This window comes from Hymenobacter arizonensis (assembly GCF_900115775.1).
GTDB lineage: Bacteria > Bacteroidota > Bacteroidia > Cytophagales > Hymenobacteraceae > Hymenobacter > Hymenobacter arizonensis.
In genome coordinates this window covers 270,004-296,148 of record NZ_FOXS01000005.1, presented here as the reverse complement: position 1 = coordinate 296,148, position 26,145 = coordinate 270,004, and the positions used below count along the sequence as shown (strand labels likewise).

19 protein-coding genes and 1 tRNA gene are annotated in these 26,145 nt (G+C 62.3%); 12 read left to right on the top strand and 8 right to left on the bottom strand.

Annotation, left to right across the window (positions count from 1 at the left end):
- The first annotated feature begins 89 nt into the window (after window positions 1-89).
- From BMZ66_RS17825 to BMZ66_RS17815, 3 genes are all read left to right on the top strand, one after another.
- Window positions 90-1,448: a sigma-54-dependent transcriptional regulator gene (locus BMZ66_RS17825; RefSeq protein ID WP_092676781.1), complete on the top strand. Its 1,359-nt coding sequence runs from the start codon at window positions 90-92 to the stop codon at window positions 1,446-1,448.
- 72 nt (window positions 1,449-1,520) lie between these two features.
- The gene (locus BMZ66_RS17820; protein ID WP_092676779.1) at window positions 1,521-4,415 is read left to right on the top strand and encodes a PAS domain-containing hybrid sensor histidine kinase/response regulator; all 2,895 of its coding nucleotides are present in this window, start codon (window positions 1,521-1,523) and stop codon (window positions 4,413-4,415) included.
- Between the two features lie 3 nt (window positions 4,416-4,418).
- Entirely contained in the window at window positions 4,419-5,498 is a 1,080-nt protein-coding gene (locus tag BMZ66_RS17815) for a flavin-containing monooxygenase (RefSeq protein WP_092676777.1), read from the top strand.
- Between the two features lie 286 nt (window positions 5,499-5,784).
- On the opposite strand, the gene BMZ66_RS17810 is transcribed toward BMZ66_RS17815, so the two are convergent.
- A complete protein-coding gene (locus BMZ66_RS17810) occupies window positions 5,785-6,171 on the bottom strand; it encodes a T9SS type A sorting domain-containing protein (protein WP_092676775.1) in 387 nt (128 codons plus the stop codon).
- 162 nt (window positions 6,172-6,333) lie between these two features.
- On the opposite strand from BMZ66_RS17810, the gene BMZ66_RS17805 reads away from it, so the two are divergent.
- The 3 genes from BMZ66_RS17805 (at window position 6,334) to BMZ66_RS17795 (ending at window position 9,586) form a co-directional block, all read left to right on the top strand.
- The gene (locus BMZ66_RS17805) at window positions 6,334-7,464 is read left to right on the top strand and encodes an NAD(P)/FAD-dependent oxidoreductase (protein WP_234795143.1); all 1,131 of its coding nucleotides are present in this window, start codon (window positions 6,334-6,336) and stop codon (window positions 7,462-7,464) included.
- A 213-nt stretch (window positions 7,465-7,677) separates the two neighbouring features.
- Window positions 7,678-8,874, top strand: a complete 1,197-nt coding sequence (locus BMZ66_RS17800) for a type III polyketide synthase (protein ID WP_092676773.1) — start codon at window positions 7,678-7,680, stop codon at window positions 8,872-8,874.
- Between the two features lie 10 nt (window positions 8,875-8,884).
- Window positions 8,885-9,586, top strand: coding sequence for a methyltransferase domain-containing protein (locus BMZ66_RS17795; protein WP_092676771.1), 702 nt, complete (start codon window positions 8,885-8,887; stop codon window positions 9,584-9,586).
- 243 nt (window positions 9,587-9,829) lie between these two features.
- On the opposite strand, the gene BMZ66_RS17790 is transcribed toward BMZ66_RS17795, so the two are convergent.
- Both BMZ66_RS17790 and BMZ66_RS17785 read right to left on the bottom strand, forming a co-directional pair.
- A complete protein-coding gene (locus tag BMZ66_RS17790) occupies window positions 9,830-10,732 on the bottom strand; it encodes a histone deacetylase family protein (protein WP_092676769.1) in 903 nt (300 codons plus the stop codon).
- 377 nt (window positions 10,733-11,109) lie between these two features.
- Window positions 11,110-11,985 carry a carboxypeptidase-like regulatory domain-containing protein gene (locus tag BMZ66_RS17785; protein ID WP_092676767.1) on the bottom strand — a complete coding sequence of 292 codons (876 nt, stop codon included), beginning with the start codon at window positions 11,983-11,985 and terminating at the stop codon, window positions 11,110-11,112.
- Between the two features lie 574 nt (window positions 11,986-12,559).
- Here BMZ66_RS17785 and BMZ66_RS17780 point away from each other — a divergent pair.
- Complete coding sequence (locus BMZ66_RS17780) at window positions 12,560-14,797, top strand: sensor histidine kinase (RefSeq protein WP_092676765.1); 2,238 nt, start codon at window positions 12,560-12,562, stop codon at window positions 14,795-14,797.
- A 59-nt stretch (window positions 14,798-14,856) separates the two neighbouring features.
- Complete coding sequence (locus BMZ66_RS17775; protein WP_092677116.1) at window positions 14,857-15,282, top strand: response regulator; 426 nt, start codon at window positions 14,857-14,859, stop codon at window positions 15,280-15,282.
- A 203-nt stretch (window positions 15,283-15,485) separates the two neighbouring features.
- Here the strand turns inward: BMZ66_RS17775 and BMZ66_RS17770 are convergent.
- Window positions 15,486-15,560 (bottom strand) — tRNA-Val (locus BMZ66_RS17770).
- A gap of 184 nt (window positions 15,561-15,744) precedes the next feature.
- On the opposite strand from BMZ66_RS17770, the gene BMZ66_RS17765 reads away from it, so the two are divergent.
- Together BMZ66_RS17765 and BMZ66_RS17760 are read left to right on the top strand one after the other, a co-directional pair.
- Window positions 15,745-16,431: a porin family protein gene (locus tag BMZ66_RS17765; RefSeq protein ID WP_092676763.1), complete on the top strand. Its 687-nt coding sequence runs from the start codon at window positions 15,745-15,747 to the stop codon at window positions 16,429-16,431.
- Between the two features lie 91 nt (window positions 16,432-16,522).
- Window positions 16,523-17,020, top strand: coding sequence for a DUF6992 family protein (locus BMZ66_RS17760; RefSeq protein WP_143080268.1), 498 nt, complete (start codon window positions 16,523-16,525; stop codon window positions 17,018-17,020).
- Between the two features lie 89 nt (window positions 17,021-17,109).
- Here BMZ66_RS17760 and BMZ66_RS17755 read toward each other — a convergent pair whose 3' ends face one another.
- From BMZ66_RS17755 to BMZ66_RS17745, 3 genes are all read right to left on the bottom strand, one after another.
- The gene (locus tag BMZ66_RS17755) at window positions 17,110-17,688 is read right to left on the bottom strand and encodes a type 1 glutamine amidotransferase domain-containing protein (RefSeq protein WP_177204787.1); all 579 of its coding nucleotides are present in this window, start codon (window positions 17,686-17,688) and stop codon (window positions 17,110-17,112) included.
- Between the two features lie 163 nt (window positions 17,689-17,851).
- Entirely contained in the window at window positions 17,852-19,717 is a 1,866-nt protein-coding gene (locus tag BMZ66_RS17750; RefSeq protein ID WP_092676759.1) for a PAS domain-containing sensor histidine kinase, read from the bottom strand.
- 84 nt (window positions 19,718-19,801) lie between these two features.
- Window positions 19,802-20,257: a BLUF domain-containing protein gene (locus tag BMZ66_RS17745; protein ID WP_092676757.1), complete on the bottom strand. Its 456-nt coding sequence runs from the start codon at window positions 20,255-20,257 to the stop codon at window positions 19,802-19,804.
- Between the two features lie 427 nt (window positions 20,258-20,684).
- On the opposite strand from BMZ66_RS17745, the gene BMZ66_RS17740 reads away from it, so the two are divergent.
- Window positions 20,685-22,601 carry a T9SS type B sorting domain-containing protein gene (locus BMZ66_RS17740; protein WP_092676754.1) on the top strand — a complete coding sequence of 639 codons (1,917 nt, stop codon included), beginning with the start codon at window positions 20,685-20,687 and terminating at the stop codon, window positions 22,599-22,601.
- A 354-nt stretch (window positions 22,602-22,955) separates the two neighbouring features.
- On the opposite strand, the gene BMZ66_RS17735 is transcribed toward BMZ66_RS17740, so the two are convergent.
- Window positions 22,956-23,864 carry a Tle-like phospholipase domain-containing protein gene (locus BMZ66_RS17735; RefSeq protein ID WP_092676752.1) on the bottom strand — a complete coding sequence of 303 codons (909 nt, stop codon included), beginning with the start codon at window positions 23,862-23,864 and terminating at the stop codon, window positions 22,956-22,958.
- Window positions 23,865-24,152: 288 nt separating this feature from the next.
- Between BMZ66_RS17735 and BMZ66_RS17730 the strand changes: the two genes are divergently transcribed.
- The gene (locus BMZ66_RS17730; protein ID WP_092676749.1) at window positions 24,153-26,015 is read left to right on the top strand and encodes a M1 family metallopeptidase; all 1,863 of its coding nucleotides are present in this window, start codon (window positions 24,153-24,155) and stop codon (window positions 26,013-26,015) included.
- Window positions 26,016-26,145 lie beyond the last annotated feature (130 nt).

Below are 26,145 nucleotides of genomic sequence, written 5' to 3'. Positions count from 1 at the left end.
ATAATATTTCCAATGCCTATCGAACGCTACGGTTCAGCTTAAGCTATTATTATTCGTTTACCAAGAGGCTTCCACCTCGTTCATCTACCATGACGTCGGTTCTACCCTTTAAAATCTTTGTTGTTGAGGACAACGCGTGGTACGGGGAGCTGCTGATGCACCGCCTGGGCCAGAACCCCAACCACAGCGTGCAGCGTTTCTCCACGGCTCGTGCCTGCCTGGACCAGCTAAGTGAGCTGCCCGATTTTATTACGCTCGATTATTCGCTGCCCGATGCCAAGGGCGAGCAAGTGCTACGGAAGATTCGCGAGCGGCTGCCCAACACGGAGGTGCTTGTGATTTCGGGCCAGGAAGACGTGGGCACGGCCGTGAGCATGCTGCGCCAAGGCGCCTACGACTACCTGGTGAAAGACGAACACACCCTCGACCGCCTGTGGAACATAGTGGGCAAGGTGGAGCAGCAGGTGCGCCTGCGGCACGACAACAACCAGCTGCGCAAGCACATCGGCAACCGCTTTGGCCGCGAGCAGGCCATCCTGGGCGAGCATTCTTCGGTGCAGCTGGTGCACACGCTCATTGCCAAGGCCGCCCGCACCACCATCACGGTGAGCGTGAGCGGCGAAACCGGCACCGGCAAGGAGCTGGTGGCCAAAGCCATTCACTTTCAATCGAGCCGGGCCGGGCAGCCGTTTGTGGCTGTTAACATGGCCGCTATCCCGCGCGAGCTGGTGGAGAGCGAGCTGTTTGGGCACGAAAAAGGCGCTTTCACCGGGGCTGTCGCCCGCCGGGTGGGCCGCCTGGAGGAAGCCAACGGCGGCACGCTCTTTCTGGATGAGATAGCCGACCTCGACCTGAGTTTGCAAGCCAAGCTGCTGCGCGTGCTGCAAGAGCGCGAGGTGACGCGCGTGGGGGGCAACCAAGCGGTGGAATTTGATGTGCGCCTGATTGTGGCCACGCACCGCGACCTGCTGGCTGAGGTTGAGGCCGGCCGCTTCCGCGAAGACTTGTACTACCGCCTACTGGGCCTTCCCATTGTGCTGCCGCCCCTGCGCCAGCGCGGCAACGACGTGCTGCTGCTGGCCGAGGCGTTTGTGCGCAACTTTTGCGCCCTCAACAACCTGCCGCTGCGTCAGTTCACGACGGAGGCCTGCGACCGGCTCCTGGCCCACCCATTTCCGGGCAACGTGCGCGAGTTGAAGGCGGTAGTAGAACTGGCCACCGTGCTGGCCGACGGCGAGCAGATTCAGGCCGAAGACCTGCCGCTGCGTGCGGGCCGGGCCCCTGAAGACCCCACCCGCCAGCTGTCGCTGCGCGACCAGACCACGGCCATCGTGCAAAACTGCCTCGACGAGATGGGGGGCGATGTGCTGGCCGTGGCGGCACGCCTGCGCATTGGCAAGTCCACGGTATACCGCATGATTCAGCAGAGGGAAGTTCACATCGGCTAGTATCGTTAAGATGTGAGTATTACAGTGTTTATTTGTTACTAGCTCTTCTCTTCTACCGCTTCGCTTTCCCCCATGATGCGCTTCTCTCGTGTTCCCCGCCTGGCCCGCCGGGCGGCCATGCCGGCTATACGCCGGGTAGCCGAACGAGCGGCTCGCCAAGCGCATGCCCTCTCCCTGCTGTCGCCAGCAAATACTGAGCCGCCATCGGAGCAGAACCTGGCCGATAAGGTGCCCCTTATTCTCTTCAACTACAACCTGCGCCGCCGCCAGCTAACGCAGTGCAACCAGCATTGCCAGACCGTGCTGGGCTACAGCAGCCAGGAGCTTGTGGCCATGGGCGCGTCGCTGGGCTGCCTGCTGCACCCCACTTCCCGGCAGCAGCTTCAGCGCGACGACCTTGAAGGGCTGCTCGCAGCCGGGCAGGGCCTTAGCTGGGACTGCCGCTTGCGCCACCGCGACGGCACTTGGCGGTGGCTGCGCATTCGCCTGCGGGCCAGCGCACCCACGCCCGATGGGCAGGTGCTGGAAATGCTGGGCAGCGCCGAAGACGTGACGCGGCACCGCGCCGCTGTGGAGGAGCTGCGCCAAAGCCGGCACCTGCTACGCCAAGTACTCGACCTGGTGCCGAACCTCATTTTTATTTATGACCTGAGCAAGAAGCGCAACACCTACTCGAACCGCCTCAGCGAGCAGGTGCTGGGCTACACCAGCGAGGAGCTGCTGGCGTTTTCCGAAGATGCTCTCCTGCCCGGCCTGGTGCCGCCCCCGGCGCTGGAGCAGCTGCGCGAACACTTTGCCCAGGTGGCCCAGCTGCCCGGCGGCGAACCCCTGACGCTGGAGTTCAGTGTGCGCCACCGCGACGGCAGCCTGCGCTGGCTGCGCAGCACGCACGCCCCGTTTGCCCGCGACGCGAGTGGGCAAGTCACCAGCATTATTGGCGTTGCCGAGAACATTACCGAACGGCGCGCGTCGGAGGAGCGCAGCCAGGCGGCCACGGCACACCTGGCCGAGCAGCACCGCCTGTTCCGGCAGGTGATTGATGCGCTGCCGCACCCCGTTTACTTAAAAGACGGCGAGGGCAACTACTTACTGGCCAACAAAGCCATGGCGGCCCTCTACGGCCTCACACCCGATGAGCTGGTGCTGCACGGCACAGGCCAGGCCCCCGCCATGACCACCGCCGAAGCCGACCGCTACCGCACCCAGGACCAGCAGGTGCTGGCCACCGGGCAAGACCTGACCCTGCAGGAGTCCTACACCTACCCCGACGGCCAGGTGGCGTGGTTCAGCAGCGTGAAGCGGCTTTTTGTGCGGGCCGACGGCACGGCCCAGGTGCTGGGCGTCGACAGCAACATCACGGAGCTCAAGCAAGCCCAGCAGGCCTTGGAAGCCGCCATAGCCGCCGCCGAGGTCGACGCGCAGGCCAAGCAGGATTTTTTGGCCAACATGAGCCACGAAATCCGCACGCCGCTGCACGGCATTCTGGGCCTGACCGGGGTGCTGTCGAAAACCACGCTCAGCCGCAGCCAGCACGACTACCTGCGCCTGCTGGGCGAGTCGGCCGACCACCTGCTCATGGTGCTCAACGACGTGCTGACCACTGCCCGCCTCGGCGCCGGCAAGCTAAGCCCCGAAACCTCGCCCTTCGACCCCAAAGAGCTGCTCATGGGCTGCGCGGCCCTGTTGCGGCCCCGCGCTCACGAAAAAGGGCTGCGCCTGCGCGTGGCCAAGCCCACCAAGCTGCCCCCGGTGCTCGGCGATGCCCACCGCCTGCGCCAGGTATTGCTCAACCTGGTCAGCAACGCCATCAAGTTCACCGAAACGGGCGAAGTGCTGCTGCGCTGCCGCAAGGTGGCGCCGCCCCGGTCCCGGACCGAGCCGGCGGGCACGGTGTGGCTGCAATTCACCGTCACCGACACCGGCGTGGGCATGACGCCGGCCACCCTCGAAAAAGTATTTGAGCCGTTTGCGCAGGCCGCCGCCAGCACCGACCGCGAATACGGCGGCACGGGCCTGGGCCTGAGCATCTCGGAGGGCCTGGTCCGGCTGATGGGGGGCGTGCTGCAAGTGAGCAGCGAAATAGGGCAAGGCAGCACCTTTGCCTTCACGCTAGCCTTCCCGCCCGTGCCAGCCGCCATTTCGCCCGGCCCCCTGCACACAGCCCACACCCCCGTAGACACCACCGGCGGGCGCATTCTGCTGGTGGAAGACAACCTGGTGAACAGCCTGCTGGCCGAAACCGTGCTCCGCAACTGGGGGTGGCAGGTGACCACGGCCGCCAACGGCCCGGCCGCCATTCAGCTCTTCGAGCACCGCCCGTTCGACCTGGTGCTCATGGACATTCAGATGCCCGGCATGGACGGCGAAACGGCCGCGCGCTTCCTGCGCCAGCACCCCGAGCCCGCCCGCGCAGCTACGCCCATCATTGCGCTCACGGCCCGCGCCCAGGCTGGCGAAGCCGAGCGACTGCAAGCGGCCGGTTTTGACGGCTATCTTGCCAAACCCTACCGCGAACAGCAGCTGCTCGACACCATGCAGGACGTGCTGACCCGCCAGCAGGTACTTGCCGAACCCACGCCCCTTTATACTACCACGCCGAACATGCCTTCTGCAAAACCTCTCTACGACCTGAGCAACGTGCGCCAACTGGTGCGGCAGGACGAAAAAATTGTGCGCCGCCTGGCCTGGGCTTTCATTGAAACCACGCCCGCCATTCTCACCGCCCTCGACGAAGCCCTGACCCGTGGCAACTGGGAAGAAGTGGGCGACGCCGCACACCACCTCAAAAGCTCCCTCGACGGCCTGGGCGTGGAAAGCCTGCGCCTTGTTATCCGTGAAATAGAAAACTACGGCGCCAAGCCGCCCACCCCTAGCCACGCGGCTCAGCAAGTGGCCCTGGTGCGCGCCACCACCGAACAGGTAATGGCCGACCTGCGCACGGAATTTCCCGAGGAGCAACAACAGTAGCGCATGGCCTCACCCGACCCGACTGCGCCTGCGCTTATCAGCACCAACACGGTTGTGATTGGGGCGGGGCAGGCGGGGCTAGCCGCAGCGTACTACCTGCAGCAGCACAACGTCGACTTCCGGATTCTGGACGCTGCGCCCGCTGCTGGTGCTGCCTGGGCGGCCCGCTACGATTCGCTGCGCCTGTTTTCGCCGGCCTGGGCCAGCGGGCTGCCGGGCCGGCCCTGGCCTGGCCCGGGCCGGCGCTATCCCACCCGCGACGAAACCATTGCCTACCTGCGCGACTACGCCGCGCATTTCAACTTTCCGCTCGAAACCAACCGCCGCGTAACCCGCCTAGCCGCCGCGCCCGTTGGCGGCTACGTGGTAGAAACCGCTGCGGGCCAGGCCTATGCCGCCCAGCGCGTGATTGTAGCCACTGGCCCCTACACCGCGCCCAAGGTGCCGGCCTGGGCGGCGCAGCTGCCCGCCGCCGTGCTGCAGCTGCACAGCCGCGACTACCAACGCCCGGCCCAGGTGCCGGGCAGCGGACCACTAGCGGTGGTGGGCAGTGGCAATTCGGCCCTGCAAATAGCGGCCGACCTGGCCACTACGGGCCGCCCGGTGTTTGTTGCCTTCGATGAAAGAACCCCGGCCATGCCCAATAATGAGGTAATGTGGGCCTTTCTGGTCAGCACTGGGATGTTGGGCATCTCGCGGCACTCGGCGCTGGGCCGCCGCATGTTCAACAGCCCCGAGCCGGTGGTGAGCGGCGATTTGGCCAAGCTGCGGCGCTGGGCCAACGCCCAGTTTATTGGGCGAGCCGAGGCGGCGATGCCTTCGGGCGCCATTCGGGGCCGGCGGGCGGCGACGCCCCCGCTCGAAGCCGTGGTGTGGGCCACCGGCTACCGCCCCGATTATGATTGGATAGACCTGCCCATTCTTGCCGCCGATGGCAGCCCGCAGCACCATCGAGGCATCACCACCGCGCCGGGCGTGGCGTTTTTAGGCCTTAACTGGCTGGACAGCCGCCGCTCGGCCCTGCTCAACGGTGCCGGCCCCGATGCCCGCCGCGTGGTAGAGGCCCTGCTCGCAATGCCGTAATCTTATTGAAACCCCGGCACGCTTTTAGCGGTTGAATAGGTACATTGCTGCTCCCCGCAAGGAGTTACTTTTTATCCACCCGCCTTTTCTCTAGTCTTATGTTTATTTTCATGCTCGGCCTCTTAGCGGTCACCGTCTTTCTTGCTCTCAACACGGTATCAAACGTAAAAGAAATGCTGGCCCCCGTGCCGGTTCGCGTGAAGTAGTTTCTTCCGTTTTTGCCCATAAAAAAAGCCGCTTTACAGCGGCTTTTTTTATGCGTTCTAAACTGAGGAATGTGCGTGCACTAGCGAATTACCAGTTTGCACATTTGGCTGGTGTTGTCGGCTTCCAGGCGTACGTAGTACAGGCCGTTGGCAAATTTGCTGAGGTCAAGCATTTTGGTGTACCGGTCGTTCATCTCGGTAAGCGTTTCGCGGTACATCACCGAGCCGATAACGTTCAACACGCTCAGCTCTACTTTCTTGCCTTGCAGGTTATTGATGGTCAGGTGCACAATGCCCGTAGTGGGGTTGGGGTACACCAGCAGCGTGCGGTCGTCGCCCGGCTTGGTTTGCTGGCCGGGACCGGTGCTGGTAGCTGCTGCCGCGGCTGGCAGCGGGTTTATCCAAGGCCCAACGCTGAGGCTCAGACAAGCAAATAATAACAGAGATAAAAGTAACCGTTGCATCATAGTACTAATTAGTGGGCGGCAGAAACAAGCGCAGGGCGCTAAGACTTAACGAGTGCGACCAATTTTAGTTGGCAAAGGTACAACTGCGATTGCAGCAGGCCTAAGGTATATACTAAAAGCACGATAAATTACGGCTGCTTCCTTTCTATCGTTCTCATTCTTTTGACCCAAAAAGTGCACATCTTACTTATCGGGGGAGGCCTGGCTGGCCTGGCCGCAGCCCTGGACCTGGCGGACCGCGGGCACCAGGTGGCCGTGGTGGAGCGCAAGCGCTACCCGTTTCATAAAGTGTGCGGCGAATACGTGAGCAACGAGGTGCTGCCCTACCTGCGCCGCCTGCACGCCGACCCTGCCGCGCTGGCCCCGGCCGCCATTAGCAAGTTTATGCTGACCTCGCCGGGCGGGCGCCGCCTCACGGCCACCCTGGACCTGGGCGGCTTCGGCGTGAGCCGCTATTCTCTGGACAACTTTTTGTACCGGCTGGCCGAGGCCCGGGGCGTCACGTTCTACTTGCAAAACACCGTGACCGACGTAGCTTATGACCCCGCCACCGACCAGCACCGCGTGGCCCTGGCCGATGGCCGCGAGCTGACGGCCCGCGTAGTGCTGGGCACCTACGGCAAGCGCGCCAACCTCGACCGGCAGCTGCAGCGCTCGTTTTTCACGCAGCGCTCGCCCTACCTCGGCGTGAAGTACCATCTGCGCCTGCCCGGCTTCCCGCGCGACCTGATTGCGCTGCACAACTTCGCCGATGGCTACGCCGGCATCTCGGCCATTGAGGAAGACAAGCTGTGCTTTTGCTACCTCTCCTCGCGCCAAAACCTGAAGCGCCACCGCACCATTCCGGCCATGGAGCAGGCGGTGCTGGCCCAAAATCCGCACCTGCGCGAGATTCTGGCTTCGGCCGAAATGCTGTACCCGCAGCCCGAAGTCATTAATGAGATTTCCTTCGCGCCCAAGCAGCCCGTGGAACAGCACGTGCTGATGTGCGGCGACGCGGCGGGGCTTATAACTCCGCTGTGCGGCAACGGCATGGCCATGGCCTTGCACGGGGCGGCGCTGGCGGCCAGCGCGGCCCACGACTTTTTGAGTGGCAAAACCACGCGGACCGAGATGGAAACGGCCTATTCCCGGGCCTGGCACGCGCAGTTTGGGGCGCGGCTGCGGGTGGGCCGGGCAGTGCAGCGGCTGTTCGGCGGGCCGGTGCTTAGCGAGGTGGTAGTGGGTGGGTTGCGGTACTGGCCTGGGGCTGTGAAGGCCCTGATGAGCCGCACGCACGGCCAGGAGTTTTAAGGGGCCGCACAGCAGGGCAGAGCACGCTGGGCCACCCTTTGAAAGGGGCTGGCAACCCCAACGCCAGAATCTTATTGTCGTGATTTCACCTAAGCAAAGCGTAAAAACGTTTGTTATACCGTAAGTAATGGGCCTGATGAACCCGCCCTGCGTACATTCATCAGCCGAGATACTCGACTATTGACCAAATCTGAAATCGTAATTACTCCCGGAATGCCGAGTTATTTAGGTGCCATCGGCACTGCTAACCCCGTCCACCGCATCGCCCAGCCGCAAATTGCCGACTTCATGGCAAGGGCCCTGGCTTTTGGCGATAACGACGCGCGCAAGCTGCGGGCGCTGTACCGGGTGTCGGGGATAGAGCACCGCTACTCGGTGTTGCCCGACTACGGCCAGGCCAATGGCGACTACACGTTTTTCCCTAATACTCCGGATTTAGAGCCCTTTCCGAGCGTGGGCCAGCGCATGGCGGTGTACCGCCGCGAAGCCCTGCCGCTGGCCACCGAGGCCGTGCGCGACTGCCTGCGCCAGGTGCCCGACGTGGCCCCGGCCAGCATCACCCACCTTGTCACGGTGAGCTGCACGGGCATGTACGCTCCGGGCCTCGACATTGAGCTAGTGAAAGCCCTGGGGCTGCGCCCCGACGTGCGCCGCACCTGCGTGAATTTCATGGGCTGCTACGCGGCGGTGAATGCCGTGAAGCTGGCCGACGCTTTTTGCCTGGCCGATGCCAACGCCCGCGTGCTCATTGTGAGCGTGGAGCTGTGCACCATCCATTTCCAGAAAAGCCCCGAGGAAGACCACCTCATCAGCAACGCGCTGTTTGGCGACGGCGCGGCCGCTTGCCTGGTGCAGGCCGAGCCCCTACCCAACGGTGCCCCCAGCTTGGCCCTGCAAGCCTTTCATTGCGGCCTGGAGCCCGATGGGCACGACGACATGGCCTGGCACATCAATGACTTTGGGTTTGAGATGACGCTGTCGAGCTACGTGCCGAAGCTGATTCAGCGCGGCATCGGCCGCCTCACCGCCGACCTGTTGAGCAACCTGCCGGTGCAGCTGGCCGACATCCGGCACTTTGCCATTCACCCGGGGGGCCGCAAAATTCTCGAAACCATTGAAACCGAGCTGGGCCTGACCCACGAGGACAACCGCCACGCCTACCGGGTGCTGCGCGACTACGGCAACATGTCGTCGGCCACGGTGCTCTATGTGCTGCGTGATATACTGGCCAACGCCTCCCCTGCCGACCACGGCGCGCCGGTGCTCAGCTTCGCGTTTGGCCCCGGCCTGACCATAGAGGCCATGCTGTTGCAATTAACAGTTAGCAATGAACAATTAGCAATTGACCGTTCAGAAGAAGCGAACGAGCCAGAAGGCGTGCTCATCGAAGCGGCCCTGGCTGTTAAATGATAATTGTTAGATGTTAAATGAAAGAGCTTCCGGCCCTGAGTTGATGGACGACCTGACGTTGGCCACCGATGCCCTGCGCCAGAACCTCGACGAGCTCGAAACCATCAACACCTGGCTGGGCGGCTACGCCCCGGTGCTGGATGCGCTGCAGCGCTTGAAACCTCATTTTCCGCAAGGTCAGGCTCTTCGTCTGGCCGACCTGGGCAGCGGCGGCGGCGATACCCTGCGCCACGTGGCCCGCTGGACCCGCAAAAACAGGGTTGCAGTGGAGTTGACAGGCATTGATGCCAACCAATTCATGCTGGACTACGCCGCCGCCAAAAGCCGGGAATACCCGGAAATCAGCTACCGGCAATTCGATATTTTCTCGTCGGAATTTCAGGCGCAGCCCTACGACATTCTCACCTGCAGCCTGTTTTGCCACCACTTCACCGATGATGAGCTGGTGACGCTGCTGCGCCAATGGCAACAGCAGGCGCAAGTAGCCGTGGTCATCAACGACCTGCACCGGCACTGGCTGGCTTATCACAGCATTAAGTGGCTGACGCGGCTGCTGGGCGGCTCTTACCTGGTGCGTCACGACGCGCCGCTGTCGGTAGCGCGGGCGTTTCGGCGGCACGACTGGGTGGCGCTGTTGGCCCGGGCCGGCATCACGCGGTATGCGTTGCGGTGGCGCTGGGCCTTCCGCTGGCAAGTCGTGCTTTTTAGCTAAGCAAGGCTACACTATTGCAAGTTACTGAACCTCAAACTCCCCTCCTCAGCTGAGGAGGGGACGTTGCCGCGCAAGCGGCAACTGGGGTGGTTGGCTCGTTGAACGACTTGCGGCCGCATCGTTCGGGTGTCGTTGGCTACGCCGACCTTCGGTTCAACGAATCCAACCACCCCCGTTCGCGCTGAAGCGCGAACATCCCCTCCTTATCCAAGGAGGGGAGTTTTCGTTCTTAATTAAACAGCTCTAGTAAAGCCCGGCGGCGACACGAAAGGTATTGGCGTGGGCTTCCACAATGTCGGCGATGCGCTCGGAGTAGCCGCCGCCCATGCACACCACTACTGGCAGATGGTGGCGGTGGCAGAGGCCGAGCACAAGCTCGTCGCGCTGGCGGCAGCCGTCGCGGGTGAGGGCCAGGTGGCCTAGCTTGTCGGTGGCCAGCACGTCGACGCCGGAGAGGTAGAACACGAAGTCGGGCTGCACCTCGTCGAGTAGGCGCGGCAGGGTGTGGCCTAGCAGCTGCAGGTAATGGGCGTCGTCGGTACCGTCGGGCAGGGGCAGGTCGAGGTCGGAGGTTTCTTTGCGGGCAGGGTAGTTGCGGGCGCCGTGCATGGAAAACGTGAACACCCGCGGGTCGTGCTGAAAGATGGCGGCCGTGCCGTTGCCTTGGTGCACGTCGAGGTCGACGATGAGCACTTTTTTTACCGTGGGCACGTGCGCCAGCAGCCAGGCCGCCGCGGCTGCTTGGTCGTTGAGCAGACAAAACCCTTCGCCGCGCGCCCGAAAAGCGTGGTGCGTGCCGCCTGCAATATTGAAGGCTACCCCGTGCACCCGCGCCAGCCGCGCTGCCTCGATGGTGCCGCCCAGAATGGTGATTTCGCGCTCAAACAAGGCTTCCGACCACGGAAAGCCGGTGGCCCGCTCCTCCTGCCGCGTCAGCTGGCCCAGGCGCAGCCGCTCGTAGTATTCGGCATCGTGCACGAGCAAAATATCAGCGGTAGTTGGTGGGGTGGCCACGAAGAAATCGGAAGCAGAAGCGGTACCCTCGCGCAGGAGCTGCTCGGGCAGCAGCTCGTACTTCAACATGGGGAAACGGTGGCCGTTGGGCAGCGGGTGAGCGTAGGTGGGCGCGAAGGCAATGGGGAGCATGAAGCAATAACAGCCGTGGGGCTAACTGGTCGGCAAGCGCCAAAAGAAACACAACCGGCCGTAAATAGCGGTTTGCGCCTCAGCAATATGGCCAGCGGCCCAGCAAACGGGGAACTACGACCCCTACTCTGCACGTATTATTATTAAATAGCAATAAAGCACAACTACGCTTGCCTTTGTGCGCGTTGTATTGCTTCTTGCTGCTGCGAGTACGACCACCAGCTGCTGGCAAAGCTGAGGAAACCCCAGAGACATCAAAAAGCCCCGGCCGATGAGGCTGGGGCTTTCTTTTTGCGGAAGTCAGGATGAGCTGTGGCAGCTCTTTGAATCGGCCGTGAATGAGGCTCGCAGGGCTAGGCCAGCGCCTTAGTGCCATGTTACTCTTTGTATTGCTGCACGTTCAGATACATGCTGACGTTGATGGGTAGCACGCGCCATTCGTCCTCGCTCTTGTTGCGCACGGCCACGCGGTGCGCAACCGAGGGGAAGGCGCCGGGACCTCCGAAGGCCTGAGTGGCCTCGGGCAGCTTTTCGCCCTGCAGCCACTGCACGCCCACAGCTACGGTTTGCCCCTTGGGGAGATGAAGGTTGTAGGGGCTCAAGTCTACGCTGCTCCAGCCGGTTTGCTGGCTCGGAATGGTGAATTGAATGTCGTTGGTGAGCAACGATTTGGTGGGCTTGCCGCCTTCCACGGCATAGAGCGTAAAGCGCAGGCGAATGCGCTGAAACCCGTTCTGCTCGATGTAGACGCTAAAGGCGTCGAGGTAGCAGCTCTGGCGGATGGGCAGAATGGTGCTCACCTCCCAGCCCCGTTCGTCGGACGCCACGGAAGTCACGTCGCGGATGCTGGTGCTCCAGCGGGCGGTGCCGCCTTTGGAGTTGCGGCCAATAATGGCTGGCGTTACTTGCCGATGGCGCACCTGCACCTCCTGCAAGGCCTGCTTGGCGGGCTGCAAGGGCCACACGGCAGCCGGTTTGCTCAAGGCTGCAATGGTGAGGCGCAAAGCGCGGTACCCAATGCACGAAATAATGACGGAGTCGGTGGCGGAAACAGTAGCCGGAGCTTGAAAGGAAAAGCTGCCGGAGGCATCGGCGGTGGTGCCCACCGGTTTGCCCTTGACGCCGATGGTGGCGAAAGCTACCGGCACACCGGAACCCTCGGCCACCACGCGGCCGGCCAGCAGTTGGGCCTGGGCGCTAAGCGTGCAGCTCAGGCAGAGCAGAAACAACAGGGAAAACGTGCAACGAAACATGCGGAACTGGTAAGCTGAACAACGAGGAATGGAGCACCAGCATCCGCCAAAGGTTGCTTTCGAAACCCGTAGCTAGCTGAAAGCTTAGGCAAGACAATCAATTTTAAAGTTGGTCTTGCCTTACAACCAGGCATCTTTATTCAGCCAGCGGCCAAGACAAAGAACAACGGCCGAGCGCATCACCAAACCACGTTTAAAACTTGCAAAACAATCGAACCAACGGCAACCTCGACTAGCGCCTCGGTGACGGGAGGCCCTAAGGCTGCTGGCCGGCACACCCCGCCGCGACAAGCGGCTTTCGAGGGATTCGTCATTGGCCAATACGGCAAGCAAACGCGTTTTTTGACCCGGTGCGAGCCCCTGTGCTTGCATATTAATGCCCCCCCCGGGCCTATGGTCGTTGCTAAGGTGAGCGGCACGGCCCTGCCTATGACTTGTAATGGCTCACGCTAATACCATCCCGAAACGGGCATAACCGCTGGCCCGCACTTGAGCCCTTCCACTACTGTCGAGAACCGTATGATTTAAGGTACCTTTATAGTCTTTCTCTTAGTTTATTTTTAGTTCCGCCGCCATGTCCACCACTTCGGTTCCGTCTCATGGCGATGCTGCGGCCCTCGTTCCTCTTCCCGAGCTCGACCCCCTGATGCGCGACCTGTTGGCCATCTCGCTGACGGCCGTCAGCCTGTTGCGCCCCGCCTACAGCGAGGCCGGCGAGATTCACGATTTCACCCTTGACTACCTCAACCCCGCCGCTCAGCGCAGAGCGGGCTTACCCGAGCAGCCCAGCGAAACCCTGCGCAGCGGCTTTCCTAGCACGTTTACCAACGGCGTTTTCGACCTGTACCGGCGCACCTATGAAACCGGCCAGGACGGCCGCCTCGATTTCAACTACGAGGCCAATGGCCTGAGTCACCACTTCCAAGGAACGGCCCGGCGCAGCGGCGACTTGCTAGTGGTGAGTTCCACCGATACCGCCGACCAGCCCCACGCGGCAGCCGACGCAACCCTGCACCAGGCTGGCGCCGCCACCCAAGCCGATGACTTTAGCGAGCAGGTGCGCGCCCGCCAGCAGGTGCAGCAGCTCAACGAAGAACTAGCCGCCACCAACGCCGAGCTACACGCCACCAACGACGAACACTTGCGCACCAACACCGCGTTGAGCGAAGCGCAGCACCAGCTAAGGCAGCTCAACCAGCAGCTGGAAGCCCACGTGCTGGAGCGCACCCAGGACTTGGAAGGGGCGCGCAACGAGGCCGAGGCCGAGCGCCACCGCCTCCGCGCCCTTATTGCCGAAGCCCCCGCCCTCATCGCCCAGCTGCGCGGGCCCAACCATTTTGTGGAGCTGGTCAACGAGCGATTTGGCAGCTTGCTCAGCGGCCGCGAACTAGCCGGACTGCTGTACCGGGCCGCCATGCCAGAGCTGAAAAATCAGCCCTTTTTCGACCAGCTCGACGCAGTGTATCGCACGGGCGAGTCATACTATGGCAAAGAGGTCCCAGCCGTGCTGGACCGCTCTAATTCCGGGCAGCTGAGCACCGACTACTTCAACTACACCTACCAAGCCACGCACGATGCCAGCGGTCGGGTCGATGGGATTTTGGTTTTTGCTGAAGAGGTGACCGAGCAAGTTCTGGCCCGCCAGGAACGCGAAACCCAGCGCGAGCAGCTGCAAAATCTGTTCATGCAGGCGCCGGCTCCCATTGTCATTCTGGACGGACCAGCGATGGTGTACCAGCTGGTGAACCCGGCCTATCAGCGCATGTTTCCGGGCCGCGAGCTGCTGGGCAAGTCCTTGCTGGAAGCCCTGCCTGAGCTAGCCGGCTCAACCATTCCGCAGCTCCTACACGAGGTCTACACCACGGGCGAAGCCTACCTGGCGCGGGAAATGCCCCTGCGCATTGCACGCCACGAAGGGGCGCCCCTGGAAGACATGTACTGCACGTTTACTTACCAAGCCCGGCGCACCTGCTACGGCGTCATCGACGGGGTCCTGGTGTTTGCGCACGACGTGACCGACCAGGTCAGGGCCCGCGGGCGGGTGCAAGAGCTCAATCAGGAGCTGGCCGCCATCAACGAAGAACTGCACACCACCAACGAAGAGCTGGCCACTTCCAATACCCAGCTCGTGAGCATCAATTCGGACCTGGACAACTTCGTGTATACGGCCTCGCACGACCTTAAAGCCCCTATCTCCAACATTGAAGGCCTGCTCGCCACGCTGCGCGAAGAGCTGCCTGCGCCCGCCAAAGGCAGCGAAGTGGCGCTCATTCTGGACCTGATTCAGAACTCGGTGGAGCGCTTCACCCACACCATCTCCTTGCTCACCGACATCACCAAGCTACAGAAGGAATACAACCAGTTTGCAACCCCGGTGGTGCTGAGCCAAGTCATCGACGAAGTGCGCCTAGACCTGGCGCCCTTGCTGCAGGAAGTGGGCGGCCACCTGCACGTCAACGTAGCGGCCACGCCCACCATCACCTTTGCCGAGAAAAACCTGCGCTCAGTGGTCTACAACCTCGTGAGCAACGCCTTCAAGTACCACAACCCCGAACGGGAGGCTAATGTGACCATCCGGAGCCGGGTAGAGGCGGCATATCTGGTGCTGGAAGTGGAAGACAACGGCCTCGGCCTGGACTTGAGCGGCGACCACCAGTTGTTCGGCCTGTTCCGGCGCTTTCACACCCACGTCGAGGGTTCGGGCGTGGGCCTGCACATGGTGAAGAAGCTGGTGGAGAATGCCGGTGGCAAGATTGAGGTGAAAAGTAAACCCGGTCAGGGCTCTACCTTCTCCGTATACTTTCCTTGCTAACCTGCTTTCCGCTGCTCAACGCTGTGCCGGGCCTTTTGGCGTTCTCCCCCCACCCCGCCATGCCCCGATTACGCTGCGTTCTGCTCGTCGACGACGACCCCACCACCAATTATTTACACCGCAAGCTGCTCAATAAGCTGGGCGTTGTTGAGCACATCCTCACGGCCCTCAACGGAGTAGAGGCCATGGCCCTCGTGAATGCCCAGTGCCACGACGACTTTCGGACCTGCCCGGACCTGATTCTGCTGGACGTGAACATGCCGCTGATGAACGGTTTCGAGTTCCTGGATGCCTACCACTCCCTTCCCACGTCGCAGCAGTGTGCTAAGGTTGTGGTGATGCTCACCACCTCCCTGCACCCGCGCGACGTGGAGCGCGCCCACCATCTGCCCGTTTCCGGCTTCCTCACCAAGCCCCTCACGACCGATAAATTTCTGGACATTATCCAGGCAAACTTTGCTGCTAGGGTGACAGAGCCCATTTAGTGGCAACAATAAGTTGCCGTTTGTTTTGCGCACCGCTCAAGGGAATAGTAGGCTCCTCTTCCTCGAAGATTCTTAGCCGAGGCGGTTCAGGAAGGCTTCTCACGCTATCCAACTCGCCTGCCCACGACTCGAAAACCGGAACGCCGACGAGAGCAAAATCAATAAAAAAAACCCTCACTGCACATTGCAATGAGGGTTTCCTGTGAGGCGTATTGGGCTCGAACCAACGACCTCCACCGTGTCAGGGTGGCGCTCTGAACCAACTGAGCTAACACCCCAGGCTGTGGCTACGTACTAACGAGTAGCCGCCTCAAAGGTAGCGCTTGGGCGCACAGGCAGCAACCGTTTTTTCGCCTTTACTCAGCGCCCCGGCAACTTTCTGGCCCGGGCAAAGTATAGCTGCAAAAGGGGATAGTAATCTTACCCTGGGCATTGGCCTCATTTCCTCATCTTCTTTCACTCATGAAAAAGACTCTTCTGTTTTTACTGTTCGCCGTAACTGGTTCTACGGCGGCATTTGCACAGGCGCGGCCGGGCGGCAGCCTTTCTTCTAAGGACTACACCGGTGGCGGCGTCACCGACTCGCGCAATACGGGCTTTGGCATCAAGGGCGGCATCAACGTGAACAGCCTGCGCGGCGACGACGTGCAGAACGTAACACGAGATGCCCGCAACGACTTTCACACCGGGGTGTACGGCCAGTTTGGCTTCAACGAATTCGCCTCGGTGCAAGCCGAGCTGCTTTACTCGCGCCAAGGCTTCGACGCCAATACGGGCGTGGGCGCTGGCGCGGCAACGCAGCAGCGCTACCGCATGGACTACATCACGGTGCCCGTCATGTTTGTGGGCAACGTGACCGAAACGCTCAGCTTTCACGTCGGGCCGCAAGTGTCGCTGCTCACCAACATCCGGCGTGGCAGCGAAGACCTAGACATCTCGGCCAACGGCTTTAACTCGTTGGACTACGGCGGAGTAGGCGGAGTAGAAGCCCGCCTGGGCCCGGCGCGGCTTGGCGCCCGCTACAACCTGAGCTTGGGCAAGCTGTTCGAAGACGGCGGCTCGTCGACTACCATCAACCCCAATTTCTCGAACGCCAAAATCTACAACAACCTCTTCCAGATTTACTTGGGCATCGGCTTCACCCAATAAGCATTTCCCTTTTCCTTCTTCCACATTTCCATCCTCAAAAAAGGAAGTCTTCTAGGCTTCCTTTTTTTGTGGGGTGCCGCCCGCCCTGCCCATGCCCGACATTGCTTCCCTCCTCCTAGCCAGCGAATTGCTTATTGGCCGGGGCCTGGCCGTGCTCGCCGCCTGGGCCCTGCTCAACCTCGTGGTGAGCGGGTATATGGTGGCCAACGCCGACCGCCGCCACGAGCCCTACCATTTCCACAGCATGAACGTGGGCTGGGGCCTGGTGAACGCGGGGCTGGCCTGCTGGGGTATACTGCACCTGCACTTTACCGCCCCGGTGGGCTTGCGGCTGGCCGACTTGCTCCAGAGCCAGTTGGTGAATGAAAACCTGTTCATCTTCAACACCGGGCTCGACGCGGCTTATATTATGACTGGTTTCTACCTACAAGCCCTGGCCCGCCAGCCCGAGCAGGCCCACCCCACCCGGCTGCGCGGGTTTGGTCGCTCGTTGTGGCTACAAGGCGGCTTTCTGCTGGTTTTCGATGCCGTGATGTGGGGCCTGCTGCACTGGCAGGGCCAGGCGTGGCTCCCGCTGATGGGCACCTGAAGCAAAAAGCCCCGTTTCTGTGCAGAAACGGGGCTTTTAGGATGGAACAAAGTTCGCGTGGGCGAGCTGCAACTCTCCAACACGGGAGCTTAGGCGTTGCCGCCGTGCTGGGGCTCGAGCATTTCTTCTACAATCTTCTTGTTGAAGGCCGGAATGTCCTGGGGCTTGCGGCTGGTGATGAGGCCGTGGTCGGTTACCACTTCGGCGTCTTCCCAGTGGGCACCGGCGTTGCGCAGGTCGGTTTGGAGGCTGGGCCAGCTCGTGACGCGCTTGCCGCGCACGACGTCGGCCTCAATCAGCGTCCAGGGGCCGTGGCAGATGGCGGCGATGACTTTGTTGGAAGCAGCAAATTCGCGTACGAATCTGACCACGTCCTTGTCCATGCGCAGGATGTCGGGGTTCATTTGGCCACCGGGCAGCACCAAGGCGTCGTAGTCGGCGGGTCGAGCGTCGGCAATGACTTTGTCGACGTCTACTTTGCTGCCCCAATCTTTGCTGGGACCGTCCCAGCCCTTAATGGAGCCGCTTTTGAGGGAGATGACGTGGGTTTCGGCGCCCTCGCCTTCGAGGTATTTCTTGGGTTCGTCGAGCTCCGATTGTTCGAAGCCGTCGGTGGCAATGATGGCAATTTTCTTACCCTTGAGTTTGTCGCTGCTGAAGATGCTCATAGCTAGTGTGGTGTAAACGAGAAGGCCGGGGATATACCCGGCCTGCTTGGTTTACGCCCTCCCGCGCCTTTGGTTTGGCCTGCAGTGCAGGCAAAAGAAAAGCATTGGCTGGCAGCAAGTGGTAAAACGCCCGCTATGCCGAGCGCAGCCAACCACCGCCGCGCTACGCATCAAACCAGTGAATGGTAAACGTGGTGCCTTCGCCCACGGTGCTGGCCACCTCCAGGTGCCCGCCCCGGCTCGTGATGATGCGCTGCACCAGGTACATGCCCACGCCGGCGCCCCCAATGTGCGGATGCTGGCGGTTGAAGGGCTGAAAAACAGAATTGGGCGCGTCGGGCAAGGCCATGCCCAGGCCGTTGTCTTGCACGGTGAGGGTGGGCTGGCCCGTACTGCTGAGGTGGCTGTGCACCTGCACCAGGGGCGCCCGCTCGGGGTCGGCAAACTTGAGGGCGTTACTGAGCAGGTTGTGCATAATGGAGCGCAGGTTGGCGCGGCCGTAGGTGAGCGAGGGCGCTTCTTCGAAATTGAGCTCGACGGTGGCGCCGGCTTCCTGCACCTGGGCGCGCAGGCCCAGCAGCACTTCTTCGGCCACGCTGCGCAGGTTCAGGGCCTCGGCGGGGGCCGAGAGGCCGCGCTGGTCCTGCACGGTGGCGGCCAGCTCCTGCAAGGTGGTGTCGAGTTGGCTGAGGGCGCCGTCGACCATGGTCTGGATTTCTTCTTCTTCGGGGTCTTTGAATGAAGCGGTGCGGCGCAGCTCGTCAAACAGGCCGCGCAGGTTGAGCAGGGGCTGCTTGAGGTCGTGCGAAGCCGTGTACACGAAGGTGTCGAGGTCGCGGTTGGTGCGGGCCAGCTCGTCGTACTGGGTTTGCAGCACCTCGCGCAGGCGGTGCTGGTCGTCTACATCGGTGCAGGCCCCGAACCAGCGCGGGCCGCGCGTATCGGTGAGTTGGCGGGCCCGGATGATGTGCCAGCGGTAGACGCCGTCGTGGCGGCGCATGCGGAACAGGCCTTCGTAGGGCTCGCCGGTGGCGATGCTGTGCACCCAGCGGCGGGCCGCGTTGGCCTGCTCGCTGGGCTCGAGCAGGTTTATCCAGCCAGTGGGGCCCAGCTCGTCGCGGGTGAGGCCGGTGTACTCGCCCGTGAACTGGTTGTAGTAGTCGATAAAGCCTTCGGCCGTGGCCGTCCAGATGAGCTCCGGGATGCTGTCGGCCAGGAAGCGCAGCTCGGCCTCGCCGCGGCGCAAGGCCTCGGACAGCTCGCGCTGGTCGTGAATTTCGGTGAGGGCGCCGTGCCAGAACACGGGCTTGTCGGGGGCGTGTAGCTCGGGCAGGGCGCGGCTGAGCAGCCAGCGGTACTGGCCGTCGTGCCGGCGCAGGCGGTACTCGTAGTTCCAGCCGGTGCCGGCAGCCCGGGCGGTGTCGGACTGGTAGAGTATCCGCAGCCGGTCGTCGGGGTGGATGAGCAGGGGCCAGATGGCGTTGAGGTCGGCCGTGGGCGGCTGGCCCGTGAAGTAGTACCACTGCGGGCTCACGTACTCCACCTTCCCCTTCGCATTAAGAGTAAACGTGATTTGGGGCACCGTTTCGGTGAGCACCCGCAGGCGGGTGTCGAGGCGGCGGGTTTCGATGGCCAGCTCGTGGGCCCGTTGGCGGGCTTGTTCCTGGGCGGTCACGTCCACGGCAAAGAGCAGCAGGCCGCTCACGGGGCCGCCGCCTTCGCGCACGGGCTCCAGGGCAATGTCGTAGTAGCTAAGCTCGGAGGGCTGGCTCTCGCTGGCGGACATCACCAGGCGGTAGGCCTTGGCCACGAAGGGCCGGCCCGACTGGTACACCTGCTGCATGACGTCGAGCAAATCGGCGGGAATGATGCCGGGGTGCTCGGCCACCAGCCGGCCCTCCTGCGCCTCTTGCCCAATCACGGCACGCATGGCGTCGTTCACGAAGCCGTAGCGCAGCTCAGCCCCCTGCAAGGTGGCCACTCCCGCGGGCATGTGCTCGAGGATGTCCTGTAGTCTCTGCTCACGCATGGTTTTTATGCTTCAGGGAGCACCAGTGCCCATGAGTGGCAGCAGCGTTCCGGGGTGGGATGGCCCGGCGGCCGGGAATGTGCCTCAGGCATGGGCAGGCTCGGCCGGCTCGGTGGCCACGGCATCGGGGCCGAACACGGCCAGGCGCACCAAATCCACCATCATAGCGTCTGCGATGGTGAGGGTGCTGGGGGGCTGCCGCAGGTGGTCGGGCAGCAGAAATCCTTCCAGGGCATCGAAACCGCTGCTTTGCAGGGGGTGGAAAGCCATCGACCAGTCGGAGAAGCTGCGGGCGGCAATGTTTTTCTTCACCAGCTCGACCACGTTGGAGTGGCGGCCGTCGCGGGAAATCTTTTCAAACAAGGGTTCGAGGACGGCGGCATCGCCTTCGATGAGCTGGGCAATGTTGCCGTGGCTGTAAAACAAGACCCCGGTAACGTTGCGGCTGGCGTTGTCGCGGCGGCACTGGTCCAGCATTTGCTGCAACTCCTGGTCGGAGAGCGGGCGCACCGCCCGGCTCATGTAAACAATGTGAATCATACTGAAAACAGCGGCCCTGAAACGAAACCGCCGTGTTATACGGACTGATGCTTTAAGCGGTACAGTAGCACGCGAAAAAGTATCCCAAATATACGACACCTCAAAAACACAAGTGCCCCCCTGCTATCAGGAGCCACTTTCTAACATTTTGGCGGGGCCGTTTGATTCACAAACAGCTTTTCTTCTGGGGCTGGGAAGCTGCCTTTAAGGGCGGCAAAACAAGGGAGCATCACTTGAAGAGAAACCCAACTTAAGCGCAACTTTGAATGACGATTTTTGCTTATTCAGCTTACCAGCGGTACCTGACGGCTTGCTCTTTAAGCAGCTTTTGGCGTGGCGCGAATGGCAACGCCCGGCTCCCTTTCCTCCTAAAAAGTACCGGGTTACTGCAAGAAGATTTTCATTTTTCTAGTTACCTTACTACACTATGAAGCACCTCTTACTGGCTCACTTTACTTCTCGGCTGTGCTGGCTGCTGCTGGCCCTTTTAGCGCCGTTGGCAGCAACGGCCACGCACATTGTGGGCGGCGAGCTGGAATTGCAGCACAAAACCGGCAGCACCTACACGCTCACGCTCAACCTTTACTTCGACGCCATTAACGGCGAACCCGGCGCGCTCGACCCCCAGCTCACGGCCAGCATTTTTGCCAAAGCCAACAACCAGCGCATAGTGAATATAGTGCTGCCGAGGACCGCCGACACCTTCGTCAACTACACCAATCCGGCCTGCGCTGTGGGCTCGCTGAGCACCCGCCGCATTGTGTACACCCGCGACATCGTGCTCGAAGCCAACACCTACAACAGCCCCCAAGGCTATTACGTGGCCGTAGAGCGCTGCTGCCGCAACAACACCATCAGCAACATTGTGGCGCCCAACAACGCGGCCCAAGCCTTCTACATGGAGTTTCCGGCCGTGGTGCGCAACGGCGCGCCGTTTATCGACTCGACGCCCCGCATTTTCCCGCCGCTGGGCGACTACGCCTGCCGCAACGAGCTGTTCTACTACGACTTTGGCGGCCAGGACCCCGACGGCGACTCGCTGGCCTACGACATGGTGACCCCGCTCAACGGCTACACCAGCTCCACTGCCCCCTCGGTGACGCAGTCCGGCCCCGCGCCCTACCGCCTCATCACCTGGAACCCCGGCTTGGGCACCACCAACCAGATTCCGGGTAGCCCGGCGCTGGGCATCGACGCTCGCACCGGCCGCCTCACCGTGCGGCCCAGTAGCCTGGGCCTGTTCGTGTTCGGGGTGCGCTGCTCAGAATACCGCCGCGGCGTAAAAATTGGCGAAACGCGCCGCGACTTCCAGCTCTTCGTGCTCAACTGCCCCACCAACACGGGCCCGCAAATGCAGGTGCGCGCCACGGGCAGCCCGGCCGTGTATCGCCCGGGCCTCGACACCCTGCGCCTGGTGCCCGGCGGCAACCGCTGCCTCACCATCCGCTTCACCGACCCCGACCCCAACTCGGTGCTCACGATGAGCACCCGCCCGGTCAACTTCACGGGGCTGCTGCCACAGTTCACCACCGCCAGCACCGGCCGGGTGCGCGCCGCCGGTGCCCCCGATACCCTCACCACCACGCTTTGCTTTCCGGAGTGCATCGACACCCGCGGCCAGGTGTACCTGCTCGATGTGATAGTGGCCGACAACGGCTGCAGCCTGCCCCGGCGCGACACCGTGCGCGTGGCCTTCACGGCCACGCAGCCGCCCAATGCCCCGCCGGTGCTCACCAGCACGTTCCCACCGGCCCCGCTGCCCGTGTCCGAGGCCACGCCGGTGGTGATACGCCTGCCCCTGGGCACCCGCTACACCGCCACGCTGGCCGGCACCGATGCCGACCGCCACGCGCTGGCCCTTACGGCCACGGGCCTGGGCTTCGACTTGGCCAGTATGAAGATGAGCTTCACGGCCCAGAACGGCGCTGGCCAGGCCGATGGCACTTTCAGCTGGGACCCGGCCTGCGAGGCCGTTCCCTCCGGGGGCTTGCTGGTGCGGTTTCGCCTAACCGAAACCGGCCCTTGCGTACCCCAGACTCGGGACCGGCTGGTGCGGTTTGAAGTGGCGCCGCCTGGGGATTCCGCGGCCTTTCGTCCGCCCAACATCATCACGCCGAACGGCGACAAGCTCAACGACTTCCTCACCATGCCCGACCTGCCCGTCGACTTCTGCGAGCGCAAGTTTGCCAGCATTCAGATTTTCTCGCGCTGGGGCAAGCCGGTGTACCAATCGTCGGAGCGGGGCTTCCGCTGGGGCGGGCAGGGCGCGGCGGGCAGCTACTTCTACCTCGTCACGTACACCGACGGCCGCAAGTTCAAGGGCTGGGTGGAGGTGAAGCCCTAGCCAGCGCACCTACGATGTAGAAACGCGACACCTCGCGTCTCCGCGTCAGGCATCTCCGCATAAGGCATCGTTGACTATTTAATCCAAGACTTACGCAGTGCTACAAGCCGCGAAGCGGCGCCATGTTGGTAGTCAGTGGACTAATGTGCTGGCTTGAGCCGCGAAGCGGAGGCACTTTCGCCTGGCTACACGCCGCCGCTTTGCGGCTCCTGACCGCTTTTTCCGCTCTTTTCTACCACCGTGGCGCCGCTTCGCGGCTGATGGAACGGGGTAAATCCTACTATCGGTCGACACCGAGGCTCGAACCGCAGGTCGGCGCAGCCAAGTGGCGCGTCTTTACCTCGTTCCAGCGACTCAATATGCCTTGCGTAACCCTGCCACCAGCCGCTGCATCTGGTGCTGCTGAAACGGTGAGATGGCATGCACGTCCGAGAAATTATAGCGCACCACCACCGCATTGGCATTGTCGGTGAACTGGTCCAGAAAGCCTGGCACCAGCCGCAGCAGCGCCAGCACTTCGTAGCTCTCGTACACGAGGTAGGTGCGCCGGCTGCTGCCGTGGTGCAGCCGCTCTTTTTTGGCCAAGTCGAAGTAGCCCGTCAGCGGGGAAGAGTTGAAGGCAAACACCTTCTCCACCCGCGCGCAGGTGAAGCCCGCGTGCTGGGCCAGCCCACCGCCCAACGAGTGCCCGGCCGCGAAAATGCGCTGTCGGCCGCCATACGCCGAGTCCAGCTTGGCTACTAATATGGGCGTCAGGGCGCGGGTTTGTTCGTACTGGTCCCATACGCCGGGCGTGTTGGTGAGGGGCCGCACGTTGGCCACCCAGTCGGCAAATTCCAGGTAGTTGGTGCCCCTGAAAACCAGCACCGCCAGTGGCGGAGTGCCCGGCGCCGTTCGCACCCACACATCGTATACCAGTCCGCTGGCCATGCGCTGCTTGGTCGGTGGCGCCAGGGAGTGGCTGAAGGCAAATGGCTGCCAACCGCGCCGCACCAGCTCGCGCCGCTCCGTGGCGTACTTGGCGGTGTCCTGGCGGTAGTCGGGCCGGTGGTTACTGGATTTCACGCCCGAATACACAATGGCGCTGAGCATAGCCATATCGCCCACCAGCAGATAATCCGGGTCGTAGAGGGTGGGCGTTAGGCGGGCCTGCGCCACTTCCGCCACACTGCGGGTGTATTGCTTGGCTTTGATGCGCACCACTGCTTGGTCGTGCGGTTGGCAGGACGCGCTAAGCAGCAGGCAAAAACAGAAGCCGAGCATTCTAATAAGAGCCTCCTTCTGCAGATTTCTGCTTCGCATAAAATTCAGGGGCGCCTTTGAGCTCAGGCAATGTGTTTGCAGCCCAACGTTATTGGATGATGAGAGAGATAATCACAGCAATACCTTCCCAACAAGAGCGAATTTGAGCCCAATGTACACGCCGCGTTCCGTAGCGCGACCGTGCCCGGCAGGTCCCGAGCCCGGGGCGCCCCTAAGACCGATGCCCCTCCCCTACTTTTACTCCACGCAATGCAGCGCCAACCGCTGCCCCAGCGTCTGTAGCATCTTATGATTAGAACCATTCTTGCCCTCGCGCTGCTGGCGGGCTCGTTTCGCGCCACCGCCCAGTCTCTGTACATGCCGCGCGACATCCAGCAGGCTTACGACAAAGGCACCCGCAGCCCCGATGGCCGACCCAGCCCCAAGTACTGGCAAAACCGCGCCCGCTACGACATCACCGTGACGGCCGCCCCGCCCGCCCGCGACATCCGCGGCCGTGAAACCATCACCTACTTCAACAACAGCCCCGACACGCTGAAGCAAGTGGTGATGCGCCTCATCATGAACATTCACCGGCCCGGCGCCGCCCGCGACGGCGACGCCTCGCCCGACTACCTCACCGAAGGCCTGGTAATCGACACCCTCGGCATCAACGGGGAGGCCCGGCCGTTCCCGGCCAATCAGGGCTTGGGCACCATTCAGGGCGTGCGGCTGCCGCGGCCGCTGGCCCCGCGCGACTCGGTGAAGTTCACCGTGGCCTGGCACTTCCCCATCTCCCTCGAAAGCGGGCGCGAGGGCCGCATCGACCCCACCAGCTTCTTCCTGGCCTACTTCTACCCGCGCATCGCCGTCTACGATGACTACGCCGGCTGGGACCGCATTCCCTTCGTCGACAGCAAGGAGTTTTATAACGACTTCAACGACTACACCCTGCGCGTGCGCGTTCCGGCCAACTTCATTGTATGGGCCACCGGCACCCTCCAAAACCCCGACCAGGTGCTGCAAAAGCCCTTCGCCAAGCGCCTGAAGCAGTCCATGACCAGCGACAAGGTCATTCACGTGGCCACCGCTGCCGACTTGGCTAAGAAGAACATCACCGCCCAGCAGCCCTTCAACACCTGGGTCTGGACCGCTAAGGATATTTCTGACGTCACGGTAGGTCTCAGCAACCGCTACGTGTGGGACGCCGCTAGCGTGGTGGTAGACGCCCGCACCAAGCGCCGTGCCAGCATGCAGGCCGCCTACGCCGATTCCACCGTCGACTTCCGCCAGTCGGTGAAGAATGGCCAGTTTGCTCTCGGCTGGTTTTCTGACCCCAAAAACTGGCCCGGCATCCCCTACCCCTTCCCCAAGATGACGGCTTTCCAGGGCTTCGCCGACATGGAATACCCCATGATGGTGAACGACAGCCCCCAGGAAGACCCCAAGTTCGCGCAGTTTGTGCAGGACCACGAAATTGCCCACACCTGGTTCCCCTTCTACATGGGCATCAACGAAAGTCGCTTCGCGTTCATGGACGAAGGCTGGGCCACCACCTTCGAGCGCCTCATCAACACCGCCGAAAACGGCGCCGCCACGGCCGACGACTTCTACAAGAAATTCCGCGTCAGCCGCTGGATAAACGACCGCAACGCCGCCCAGGACCTGCCCATCATTACACCCAGCAACGAGCTGCGCGCCGGCTACGGCAATAACGCCTACGGCAAGCCCTCCCTCAGCTACTTCGCCCTCAAGGACATGCTCGGCGATGCCATGTTCAAGAAATGCCTGCACGCCTTCATGGCCGATTGGCACGGCAAACACCCCATTCCGTGGGACTATTTCAATTCCTTCAGCACTACCTCGGGCCAAAACCTGAACTGGTTTTTCAACAACTGGTTTTTCACAAATAGCTACATCGACCTCGCCGTGGCGCCCGTCACCGGCACCACCGTCACGGTCCAGAACATCGGCGGCTTCGCCATCCCCTTCGATGTGGCCGTGGAGTACACCGATGGCACCAAAGCCACCCTGCACCAGTCGCCCGCCGTCTGGCAGGCCAACCAGAAGCAAGCCACCATCACCCTGCCCAAAGCCCCCAAAACGGTGAGCTTGCAGCAAGGCGTTTTCATGGATGCGAACGAGAAAAACAATAGCTGGACTCAGCGGTAGCCGCCCCACTCCGAAACTCGCCGAACCGACCAAACAATAAAAGCCCTAAGTTGACGCCGAAAGCCCCCGCTGAGCACCAGCGGGGGCTTTCTTCTATGCCATTGGCGCCTGTATGCTCCTGATTCTGGTC